Here is an 11,716-nt window from a genome sequence, read left to right as displayed (position 1 = left end):
ATTTGCGCAATATAATGAATGGCACTTAAGTTTCAAAAGAATACTTGGTTATCCTTATATACGATAAAAGCATATGTCAGAATCCACCGAATTCTCAGCCGAACTCTCTAACGAGTCGCCCAAAGAAACACCTACCCGCAAGCGCCGTAGCAATGCGGGTCGCACTACTATCCGTCAGGTCGCCAACCATGTCGGCGTTTCGGCAATTACCATTTCCCGCTACTTCAAGCAGCCAGACTCTGTTTCAGAGGAGCTGCGTGCGCAGATTGCCGCTGCCGTTGCCGAGCTGGGTTATGTGCCCAATCTGGTTGCGGGTGGTTTGGCGTCAGCCAGCTCGCGTATCGTAGGGATGGTGATTCCCAATATCTCCGGTCCGATCTTCGCCAATACCATCCAGAGCGTGAGCGATATCCTCAACCAGAACGGCTATCAGCTGATGCTGGCATCGAGTTATTTCTCACCCGAGCAGGAAGAGAATGCGGTGCGCAGCTTTCTCGGCTGGTCGCCCGCCGCGCTGGTGCTGACGAGTTATTTCCATACCGAGGCAACGGAAAAGATGATCGCGCAAGCGGGCATTCCGGTGGTGGAAACCTGGGATTTGCAAACAGAGCGCGCACCGATCCAAGTCGGTTTTATGCACGAAGACGTAGGCCGCATGGCCGCGCGTTATCTTATCGACAAGGGCTATGAGCGCATCGCTTTCGTTACCAATAGCATCGTAGGCGACTTCAGCGCATTGGAGCGTCGCGATGGCTACGTTGAAGTAATGCAACAGCACAATCGCGAAAGCCGCGCCTACACACCTAAAGCACAAGCACCATTAGAAGCGGGCGAAGAAGCATTTAAAGCCTTGATACAGTGCGATAATCCTGCCGATGCGATCATCTTCGCCAACGACAACCTCGCTTGCGGTGCATTACTTGCCGCCCAACGCGCCGGAATAAAAATACCCACCCAATGCGCAATCGTCGGCTTTGGCGATTACGCCATCGCTGATAAACTCTACCCAAGCCTCACCACCATCCGCCCACCCGCAACAGAAATCGGCGCAGTCGCCGCACGCAGGATTCTGGAGTTGGTCGGTGCTTTGCCAGAGCCAGAAGAATCACCCGAGCATTTTCATTTGCAGTGTGAGTTGATTGAGCGGGAGAGTAGTTGATTTCGTTGCTGGATTAAAAAAGGAATAGAGTTTATGAAAAGTATTTCGTTTTCAAATTTCCATATATATTTATCCGTTGTTTTATATATCTCTGCATTGTTTTTTCCTGCATGTTATTTAGGTGAATCCCGACAGCCTCAGAATTCAATGGAGCTTTTGGCAAGCGGCGCACTAGGCATATTTACAGGGGTCTTTAGTTGGTATGCGAATCCGTTATATTGGATGGCTCTTGGTCAGTACAACAGAGCTCGTACGATAATGTTTTGCGTTTTCGCCCTTCTATTTGCAATGAGTTTCATCTTCGATAAAAGAGTTGCCCCTCCTGATCTGGATTTTCAGGAGGATGTTACGTCATTGGGATGGGGGTACTTTCTTTGGGTTTTATCGATAGCTGTTTTATTGTTCGGTCAGGCGGTGAGATTTTCTGGAATGCCATCCTTTCTCATTCCCATATCAATAATTATTCCAATGTATGTGGGATATAATTTGATATATAACTATTACTACATCGGTAAGGAATCACAATATTTAATTCAATCTGAACGCAATCGTATTTATGATCTTGAGTGTAAAGATGCACGTACAGAAGTATTTTCTTCTGCAGATAATGTGGAGAGCATATATTTGAATGATTTTGTTCAGGAGTACCAAAGAAATTTTTTCTGGTGGAAAAAGACCTCGGGAGGATTTTCCATTCCTGCATATGTTAATAGTGGTTATTTGATTTTTGGTGAGGAGGATAATTACACTTATACTGATAAAAATCCCGAAAAAAATACTCCTTACGTTAGGTATTCATCTAAGAAATATAATCACGTCAATGAAATTAAAAGCGATATTGCTATATATATTGAAAGAAAATCCTACTCTAAAAAGGTTAATCTGATTGTTGAGTCTGCAACCGTTGAGGATCTTCGTAAGGGTGAGGTTTTGGTTACATCGAAATATGTCTACGATGAACATTCGCGAAGGTTATGTGGTGCAACTGGCTGGGGTGAGTATTCACTTGAGAATGTGATAGTTAAAGCATTGGGATTGAGAAGACAATATCCATCAATCTATCAATAATTGAATTTCAATGGGGTGAATTTGTATGAAAACAAAACAATACGAACAATTGCTCAAAATACTGAAAGCCCGCTTTGAGAAAAACACCAATCGCCATAAAGGCATCGATTGGGACAAAGTGCAAGCACGCTTGGAAGAAAACCCTAAAAAACTTAAATCATTAAACGAAATGGAAGAAACCGGCGGTGAGCCGGATGTGGTTGGGTTTGACAAAAAGACGGGCGAATTTATTTTCTTTGATTGCTCAGCGGAAACCCCAAAAGGTCGCAGAAGCATTTGTTACGACCGGGAAGCGCTTGATTCAAGGAAAGAACATAAACCAGCCAACAGTGCTATCGATATGGCCACTGCTATGGGTATTGAGCTTTTGACAGAAGAACAGTATCGCGAACTACAAACGCTAGGTGAGTTTGACCTAAAAACTTCCAGCTGGGTTAAAACACCCGCAGAGATTAGAAAGCTTGATGGCGCACTTTTTTGTGATCGTCGTTATGACCACGTATTTGTTTATCACAACGGTGCGTCTTCCTATTATGCGGCAAGAGCATTTCGTGGAGTATTACGAGTTTAACGATGTGGTTTGTAACAGTGTGTTTCAGATGGGAAATTGAAAGAGCGTTGCGCGGTGTCTTTAGTTATCCTGAGGGATTACGAAACCTCATGTGGAGGAAGGATTGAAATGGACACTAAAATGAAAAGAATAATAACTCCGATATTACTTGTGTTGTTCTTAATGATCTCGGGCTGCCAATCAACTGCGGAATCCCTAGGTAAAACTCCGCCGCAAGAATATATCGAAGTTGTACAGGATGGCACGTCGGTAAATGTTGAAGAGGAGTTGAAAGCATCGGGTGCCGATTATGTATGTAAGGAGCTATATTTCGGAGCAGGGTCGTCTAAAAATCGTAGAGCTTGTTTTGTTAAAGCACCTGATCCAAGCTTGTATGAAGTACTGCAAGTCAAGCTGGAAGATCTTCCTCTCGCAATAGTGAAAGATACAGGTGTGATTGTCCTGGGTATTGGCGAGATGGCTATTAGCTGCATTATGAGCGGTGCTTATATCCCAAGATGAAAATTTTTATTTCACATCCTATCACTAGTTGGTGAATATTTTGGAATTCATATATTAAAAATCATTTTTCGAAATTATAAAATACTTTTCAGTCTGATTTAGGTTTCCACATTAAGGAAATTATTTTTTCTTAATGCTTTCATTTGTACTGCATTATAATCAGCAGTGGTGTTTAAAATGTCACAATTAAGTGTTTATTTTTCTGCATGCTAGCGCTAAGTTAGCTAACTATCGAAGATAAAAAAAGATCTGCGCCATGCCTCCTTATCTGTTCTATCGGAACAAGACGACCCTTGTGCTATTTGATCTTGTTTTCTATGCGGTTTTATTATTTTTATAAAACCTTTCTATATTTTTATCCTTTTCTTAATTTATATCGATGTCCTTTTTGAGGGTGTGGCTAGGTTATTGCTATTGATTAATTCTGTATTTTTAACAGATTGAGTCAACTTTTTAGCGAAAAACCTGGGGAATTTTGTGCACTCTGATGTGGTGTTTGTAAATAAGGGATTTGGCATTTTTGAGGCTTTCGAGGGAAGTGCTACCTTTAGGCGTAATGTCGAGCTAATTATTGCAAGTCTCCTATTTTTGATGCTTGTATTTACCTTATGTAACTATTGGCCGATAGACATATGGCGACAGGACTCTATGTACTACGTGGACTCTTACGCGGACAAGTTGTCGGAAGAGGGGCGCTGGATCAATTATTTTTTGTTTGATTGTTTGCGTCTTGTCCCAGGTCAGGTGGCGATCTGGCTGAGTTATTTAGGCGTTGTTACTTTTGGGTATGGAGTTGCCTATAACTATACCGGCGAACACAGGTTTTCATTAATATTCGGCCTATTGATTTGCCAGATTCCAGTAATTCCGGTGCAGTTGCAATGGCCAGAAACATTGGTGTCAGGCTTTTTACTGCTAGGTTTTGCTTCGCTGCTAGCTAGATTTATATCGATATATGTTTTCTTTCCTTTAATGGCGGTACTGCTTTTCGGTACGTTCAGTGTATTTTATTTCGTATTACCCCTGCTTTTTTTGAAGGATCTTGATTATAAAAGAGCAGTGCTTGTATTTTTCCTGTGGATCTTAGCCTTTTGTTTTGGTTATCTGATCACCAATTTGATCGTATGGCAGTTGACGGGTAATAGTATCCAAGTTGCAGAGTGGCGTAATCCGAATTACATAACTGATTTGGCGAGCCTTGCTGAGAATCTCCAACGAATATATCTGGCCATGTCATCTCAGCTATTGCGGATTAGTCTGGTGTTGATCAGTGTGTTGGTTATTGCCGTTATTAGTTGGGGGATCTATTCCTCTATTGTTTTGCGCTCCCAAATAGTGATGTTGTTGGGAGCTTTTTGCGCATCTGGCGTTTATTTGTCCACACTGCCTTTAGGTATATACATTCAGGAGCGTACGCTAACCCCGGTCTTTATTGGTTTGATATCCGCATTTTTATTGCGAAAGTATTCCAGTAATTATATGGCGTTAATTGGACTAAGCCTTATTTTTTTATTGGGGCTGAGAATGTCAGTTCTTACCAATAATGGTATTGATTGGTATCGTGCTAATACAGAAAGTATGAAAGAAGAGTTTTCCCAGCTTTTACCTTATGATCCAAAAACAGTACAGCGTTTGTTCGTTGTTGCAGAGATGAGTGAATCACAAAAAGTTTTCCTTAAGTTCAATTTGGAGCACGGAATACGTGGAAGATTCTCAGAGGGCTTTGCGCCGCCGATGTATTGGTTGCCAGTGTTGAAAAATATGGGATTTAAGGATTTTCGCGTCTGTACTAATTTGGAAGGGTGGGACTGCGATTATATAAAACCTTTTTATGAAAAACGCTTTTCCTATGAATTGCCTTCAGGGATATTTACTGCCTGGAAAATTAATGATCATGATGTGATATTAACGATAAATCCGGGTTTTTTAAAATCACCATTACCAGAAAAGTTACTGCCTTAATAAATAACGCTCCAAATAAAACACTACGGCTATTAAATTAATTTAAGTAAGAGCTGAGAATATGAGTAGTGTTTTATTATTCAATGCTCAAATGAATCTGCTTGGGGGGGACGCAACAATATCCAGCATCCTTGCTGCTTGCTTCATTTTTTAGTGCTAATAACACCATGTCGATCCGCTTGCAATGTGCCGTCCACTACGTGTGTGTTGGCTTCTTGCGGAATAACCAGCATGGTTTTATTCCAGCTTTCCCACTGCTGTTTAAGCTCATTAAATTTTTCCGGATTACGCTCGGCGTAATTGGCGCGTTCACGCACATCTTCTGCAAGGTTAAATAAAAACTCGTTATTGGCGATCTTTAAATATTTCCAATCACCTGAGCGTATGGCGCGTTGGTTATTGCCTTTGTAGCGCCAAAAAAGTGTACGTGGTTTAACGGGCTGCGCGCCGAACAGGATGGGCAACAAGTTTTCGCCATCGCTTGGATAGGCTGGGTCAGGTGCACCTTCTGCGGCGGATAACAGCGTGGGCAGCCAATCCATGGTAATGGCGACCTGTTCAGAGACTTGCCCACTTTTAATTGCTGCTGGCCAGCGAACGATGGCCGGAACGCGTATGCCACCTTCAAGTAATTCAGTTTTTTGGCCGGTAAATGGCCAGGTATCGGAGAAGCGTTCACCACCATTATCACTGGTAAAGATAACAATAGTGTTTTTCGCGAGGCCATTGGCATCGAGTGTTTTCAATACACGACCGACAGCTTCATCCAATGACTTAACCATTTTGGCGTAAGTTTCAAGGCTGCCGCCTTCGTAATGGAACAGGCTTTTAATTTCTTGTGCGACGGCTTCATCTTCCGGTCCTTCCCAAGGCCAATGAGGTGCGGTGAAATGCAGCGATAACAAAAAGGGATTTTTTTTGTCATGGGTTTTGATGTAATCAACTGCACGGTCTGCGATCAGGTCAGTGTAATAGCCCACTTTTTCCACTGGTACTTCGCCTTCAAACAATCCTTCTTTTGCATCGGGGCCGACATTGGTTTTATGCGTGAAATAATCGAGCGCGCCACCGTAGTTACCAAAAAATGTATCGTACCCGCTTTTGAGAGGGCCAAAAGTAGGTAAGGAGCCGAGGTGCCATTTACCAAAGAGCGCCGTTTTATAACCCTGTTTTTTCAGTAGTGATGGCAGGGTCGGATGATCTACCGGCAAACCAATATTGTTGTTCGAACTGGAGAGTGGCTCTTCTAATCCACCGCGTAAGCGATATTGATAGCGGCCGGTAATCAAACCAAAACGTGTTGCAGAACATACGGCAGAGTTGGCATAAGCCTGGGTGAAGCGCACACCTTGTTTGGCGAGTTTATCCAAATGCGGTGTTTCAAAATGGCGTTGCCCATACACACTTAAATCGGCATAGCCGAGATCGTCGGCAAGGATAAAAATAATATTTGGTTTTACGGCGGTCTTTGCATAAGCCCATTTGCCGCCAAGCAGGCCGGTTGCGGCCAGGGATGCGGCAGACACTTTTGGTATGCGTGAAATAAAAGAGCGGCGGCTGTGGTCAATTCGATTCATAGATAAATCCGGAAGCAAAAAGGAATGAGCGGAAAAATCTGCCAGCAGGAAACCCGCCGGCAGCAGAGGAGAAAACATCCGTGTTTAGTGAACGCTCGTTATGAAGTTGGTTAGCAAGCTGTTTGTAAATAGTGGGTGTTAATTGGTTGCATTAACGCGGAAGGTTTTGATATCAATCGCCTTAACCGGTTTCTCTGACCGCGGAGTTCCTTCAGGAACCCAATCATAGGGAACAGGTTGTGCGCGATACACAGTATTGTTGGAGAACTGTTGTGCATCTTCCGGTTTCGGTGTGCTGAAGTAAGGGCTTATGTATTCCCACACAATTTCACCTTTACTGGTGATTTGAAATAAACGGCCATTCATCCCTTCATCGATTAGTGTATTGCCGTTAGGTAAACGGCGTGCGCTACTGATGTAGGAACTATAAAAGCTGTAGCCCGGTTTGCCCGAATCAACTCCAGTGTATTGCCACACAATTTCTTTTTTCACCGGATCAATTTCCAGTACGCGCGAACGCGGTTGGGTGCCGATATTAACTGGCGGATATCCGGCTGCGCCCTGATTATCAAATATCAATACATTACCTTCGCCGGGCAAACCTTTGGAGATGATGTGTGCGTCGTGTTGGCCGGAAATTTGGTCAACAGGGCGGGGCAGGTTAAATTGGCCAATTGATGGTGGATAATCCGGGCCAATACGCCATACAATTTTTCCGCTTTTCTTATCGATAATGCCAATGATATTGGCTTCACGCGCATCGAATAACAAATTGTCGGGATGGAAACGTTGGTCGCCGGCGTCATACCATTTATTGGGGCCAACAACGGATAAATTATTGAAGTGCAAATAATCAAACGGAATAGTTTTGTCGTTGCGCGTAAGTGATTCGCGCAGAATTTTCAGCGAAGCTTCACTAAAGCCAAACTCATCCAGATGTTCAAAGGCAGCCCATTTCCAAACAACTTCGCCCTTAGGGTTTACTTCGTAAACACCATCTTCCAGTAACTTGTCAGCCTTCCAACCTTTAACAGGAATGACGTAGTTTACGAGGATAATAGTGTTGCCGTTAGGCAGGCGACGCCAATCATGATGCTGGCGAATACTGGTGCCGTAGCCGCTTGCGTCAGTCGCAGTACCATTGCTGGCATAAGCATCCTGGGCACCGGCACCGCCCCATTGCCAAACAACTTTACCGTTCCAATCCACTTCCCCTATAGATTGTGTAGTTGCATTCGCGCGGCCACCGGTATCACCTGATAGCTGAACCAGCACATGACCGCGTTTGCCGTTGTTAAGCGCTGGATCAATTAATACTGGTGGAAAGGCGTTGTAATTCCATTCATGAACGACATTGCCATTCAAATCAATCAGGTGAGTTTTTTTGTCTTGTCCGGCAAATAACACGTAAGAGTTATAGGCTTTGGCGGGATTGTAAATGGTCGTTCCGGTTGGATATACACTGGGAATTGCTTGCGCGATATTGGCCGCTAATATCAATGAGCTTGAAAAAATAGCCGTGCTCAAAAATGAAAGATACGATTTTCTTTTTGCGGTTAGCATTACTGTAGTGCTCCTTAATATCTTCGCCACTGCATGGCAATGGCGAAGAAAACTTTTAGTAACGTTTTAATTAAATCCAACCGCTTTAACTAAAGCGGTTGCAGGTATTAGAAACGGCCGCTAAAAGTCACACCTATCCAACGCGGGTGAGCTGGAGTGTAGTTGTTCCAGGTGCGTGTGCTTGGTGTGTCATCATCAAACAGGTTTTTCACAACCAGATTCACATCGAAAGTTTGGTCCGTTTTGCCTAAACCGATAGAAAAATCCACCAGTGTGCGGCCTTCGATCCAGCCATAAGTTGATAGCGAGTTATCCGAATTGAACTTGCTGTTGTACTGCGCGTTCAAACTGGTGTGGAATTCTTTGCCATCCCACACCGGATAGCGGTAATCAACACCAACGTTGAATGAATATTTTGAAGCGCCCGGTAAGGTTTCACCGCTGACATCCTGATACTGTGGAGCACCCGTATAACCATTTTCTGAAGGTTGTGGCGAGTTAGTGAATTCGACATATTCAGCATCGGTAATCGCACCGGCAAAACGAATTGTGGTGTTAGGAATACCTGAGTAAATACTGTCGATTTCTATACCGCGCGCGCGTACTTCAGGAATGTTTGCTGTCGCGTTGGTGTAAACATCGTTCGCCGTAGGGTCAGATTGGCGATTGAGGTTTGTGGTGTATTCGTCGAAAACACGGCTTGTTTGTTGATAGTCATCGATATTCATTTCAAACAATGCCAGGTTGAATACCAGCGTGTTATCTAGCAATAACGATTTCAAACCTATTTCAAATGCATCAATTTTCTCTTCTTTTACCAGGTTGGAAATACCGTTGGTTGCTTGCGCAATACCGGCTTTTTCACCGTGTTGCCAAGAGACATAACCAGTCAGGTTTTGATGGAATTTGTAGGTGGGGCTAAGTACAAATGATGGTAAGGTTTTTTCGTAAGGCTCAACGTCAATCTCATCAAATACCACGCCGATTTGCGATTGGCGCAAGGCTTTAGCTGCACCGACTTGTGCTTTTTGCGCGGCGGTCAAACTGTTGTAGGCCGCACCTGCAGTAGTTGTGGTAGCTACACCGAAATATTTATTAGCGACGAAGTCAGCGAGCAGAAGTTGTTCGTTGCTATTGCCAGCACCCAGCACGCCGCTGTTGTTAGAAATAAATCCGCCAAGATTTACACCGTTCACTACTGCCGGGTTCAGCTCACCGCCGAAACCATTGTCTTTGATATAAGTTGCAGTGCGGTTGGTGCGCTCTTCACGTGTAAAACGTAAACCGGTGGTCAGCACAAACTTGTCTGTGAAGTTCCAGTTAGATTGAGCGAATGCCGCAGTACTCTCGTTGTTAATATCCTGGAAACCAGCAGGGCTGTTCCAAGCCATATCCAGACCCGAGAGAGAGTTGATTAACAGGTAGCGGCCAGCACCATCTCTATCCAGTGTTGTGTATTGCGCGGCACTGGCGAACCAGGCACCAGCGTCGTTACCCCAAACACGTTGATATTCAGCAACGTTGTTTACATCCAGATAAAACAAACCGGCTTGATAATCAACAAAACCACCTTGCTGTGAGCTTAACCGGATTTCCTGACTCTTTTGTTTATAGTCATTAAAGAAGCCGCCTGAGTTACGCTGAATATCAAATGGCGTGCCTTCATCGTTCACCGCATTAAAGTGATAGTCCTTATAAGCGGTAATGGAGGTGATGGTGTGGGTATCCAGCTTCCAGTTCAATTCCACTGTAGCACCGTTACTACCGGTGATTAGTGGACGACGGCCATCGGTGTTGTATTCATTCTCACCACCGCCGTACAAATATGAATCTTCATAATTGTAGCCAGGGCTTTGAGTGAACCAGCGACGCGCTAAACGTTTACTTGCGTCAGAGTTGTTAGGGTTAGCACTGCCATCGGAATACTTGTCTGGTGTTGGTGTGTAAATCGTACGGCCGTTAGTGCGTTCACCCGAGCGTGGTTGTACATCCACTGCAAGGCGTGCGCTAAAATCTTCGGTGGGGGTTAATAAAAATTGTACGCGCCCGGAAATACGCTCTTTGTTAGAAATACTTTCGTCGCTGTTGTACGCGTTTTTAATATCACCTTGGCCTTTGCTCACGCTGAGTGTGCCGCGCCATGCTAACAAATCATCGATTACTGCACCGCCGCCAGCAAAACGGCCTTGCACTGTATCCCACTCGCCGAGGGTCAACGAGTAAGCGAAGTCAGAATCGAATGATGGACGTTTGGTGGTGATGTTGATCGCGCCGATACTGCTGTTTTTGCCAAGCAATGTACCTTGCGGGCCACGTGCTACTTCAACAGTTTCGATATCGGTGAAATCGAAACTGGATGAGAGTGCGTTATAGGCATAGTTCACGCCATCCACAATCAAGCCTACGGCAGGGTCTTGTGCTTCGGTCTGGCCTTGCTTACCGATACCGCGAATCGCAAGGCTGCTGGTACGTTGGTTACCCTGGTTCCAGGAGATGTTTGCGAGGCGTTGGGTTACAGCGCTGATGTCTGTAGCATTCAAACGCTCAAGTTCTTTACCTTGCACAACTGATACCGAAAGGGGAACGTCTTGCAGTTTCTCAATACGGTTACGGCTACGTACTGTCACTGTGCCTAATACCAATGGTTTCTTGGCTTCGCTTTGCCCGGCGGCCGGGGCTGTACTGTTTTGTGCAGCAGTATTTTGAGAAGTTGCATTCTGCGCAGCGGTAGAATTCGCATTATCTGCTGTTTGTGCAACAGCGGCTGATGAAACAAAAACACTGGCAACAAAAAACGCTAAAGGTGATAAAGAAAAGCGATTTTTGCGTGTTGAAAAGGAAGCATTTTTTACGGGTGTTGATTTTTTACTAACGATGCTCATCAAGAGACTCCTGGTTTTCGAATTACGACGACAACAGGAGTTTGGCAATTTGTATGCCATTGAAAATTTAACTATTTTTTTGAGTTGGTTTTTGATTTTAAAAAAGTCATACAAAACAATCGCTTGGTTTGTGAATAAATTATTTTTTGTATAGTCAAATCAAGCTGTTTTTTGCCGTATTTTTGCTGTTGCAAAGTGTTTAAAAATAATCAGTTTGCGATACCTGATTGTGTACCTACTTTCAGGTCACTGTTGGCTGTTAAAAATTCTGTGTTGCCAAGAATGCAGTTATTTTGTTTGATGTTTTTTATCCATCAGCAAAGCGTTTGTTGGTGTCTATAGGCAGAAATTTTTACGCTAGGCTAAAAATATTTTAATAAAAAAATTATCAATAAATTCAATCCACTATGAGCAAAAATGTTTTCGATTTTTG

The 11,716-nt window shown here is 43.9% G+C and carries 8 protein-coding genes; 5 read left to right on the top strand and 3 right to left on the bottom strand.

Annotation, left to right across the window (positions count from 1 at the left end; all coding sequences use genetic code 11):
- The first annotated feature begins 73 nt into the window (after positions 1-73).
- From AAGC78_RS04490 to AAGC78_RS04470, 5 genes are all read left to right on the top strand, one after another.
- A complete protein-coding gene (locus AAGC78_RS04490) occupies positions 74-1,159 on the top strand; it encodes a LacI family DNA-binding transcriptional regulator (RefSeq protein ID WP_435782838.1) in 1,086 nt (361 codons plus the stop codon).
- A gap of 33 nt (positions 1,160-1,192) precedes the next feature.
- A complete protein-coding gene (locus tag AAGC78_RS04485; protein WP_435782837.1) occupies positions 1,193-2,227 on the top strand; it encodes a hypothetical protein in 1,035 nt (344 codons plus the stop codon).
- A 25-nt stretch (positions 2,228-2,252) separates the two neighbouring features.
- A complete protein-coding gene (locus AAGC78_RS04480; RefSeq protein ID WP_435782836.1) occupies positions 2,253-2,798 on the top strand; it encodes a DUF4256 domain-containing protein in 546 nt (181 codons plus the stop codon).
- A 108-nt stretch (positions 2,799-2,906) separates the two neighbouring features.
- Complete coding sequence (locus AAGC78_RS04475) at positions 2,907-3,299, top strand: hypothetical protein (protein ID WP_435782835.1); 393 nt, start codon at positions 2,907-2,909, stop codon at positions 3,297-3,299.
- A 477-nt stretch (positions 3,300-3,776) separates the two neighbouring features.
- On the top strand, positions 3,777-5,261 hold the full coding sequence (locus AAGC78_RS04470; RefSeq protein WP_435782834.1) for a hypothetical protein: 1,485 nt from the start codon (positions 3,777-3,779) through the stop codon (positions 5,259-5,261).
- A 143-nt stretch (positions 5,262-5,404) separates the two neighbouring features.
- Here AAGC78_RS04470 and AAGC78_RS04465 read toward each other — a convergent pair whose 3' ends face one another.
- From AAGC78_RS04465 to AAGC78_RS04455, 3 genes are all read right to left on the bottom strand, one after another.
- On the bottom strand, positions 5,405-6,838 hold the full coding sequence (locus AAGC78_RS04465; protein WP_435782833.1) for a sulfatase-like hydrolase/transferase: 1,434 nt from the start codon (positions 6,836-6,838) through the stop codon (positions 5,405-5,407).
- Between the two features lie 138 nt (positions 6,839-6,976).
- Positions 6,977-8,401, bottom strand: a complete 1,425-nt coding sequence (locus AAGC78_RS04460; protein ID WP_435782832.1) for an aryl-sulfate sulfotransferase — start codon at positions 8,399-8,401, stop codon at positions 6,977-6,979.
- Between the two features lie 107 nt (positions 8,402-8,508).
- A complete protein-coding gene (locus tag AAGC78_RS04455) occupies positions 8,509-11,283 on the bottom strand; it encodes a TonB-dependent receptor (RefSeq protein WP_435782831.1) in 2,775 nt (924 codons plus the stop codon).
- Positions 11,284-11,716: the final 433 nt, after the last annotated feature.

This window comes from Cellvibrio sp., assembly GCF_039207905.1.
Taxonomy (GTDB): Bacteria; Pseudomonadota; Gammaproteobacteria; order Pseudomonadales; family Cellvibrionaceae; genus Cellvibrio.
Note: the sequence above shows the minus strand (reverse complement) of the source record. Positions and strands in the feature narration are given on the sequence as shown.

Coding starts and splice junctions, on each gene's coding strand:
- AAGC78_RS04490 (WP_435782838.1), top strand. CDS start 74: ATGTCAGAATCCACCGAATTCTCAGCCGAACTCTCTAACGAGTCGCCC.
- AAGC78_RS04485 (WP_435782837.1), top strand. CDS start 1,193: ATGAAAAGTATTTCGTTTTCAAATTTCCATATATATTTATCCGTTGTT.
- AAGC78_RS04480 (WP_435782836.1), top strand. CDS start 2,253: ATGAAAACAAAACAATACGAACAATTGCTCAAAATACTGAAAGCCCGC.
- AAGC78_RS04475 (WP_435782835.1), top strand. CDS start 2,907: ATGGACACTAAAATGAAAAGAATAATAACTCCGATATTACTTGTGTTG.
- AAGC78_RS04465 (WP_435782833.1), bottom strand. CDS start 6,838: ATGAATCGAATTGACCACAGCCGCCGCTCTTTTATTTCACGCATACCA.
- AAGC78_RS04460 (WP_435782832.1), bottom strand. CDS start 8,401: ATGCTAACCGCAAAAAGAAAATCGTATCTTTCATTTTTGAGCACGGCT.
- AAGC78_RS04455 (WP_435782831.1), bottom strand. CDS start 11,283: ATGAGCATCGTTAGTAAAAAATCAACACCCGTAAAAAATGCTTCCTTT.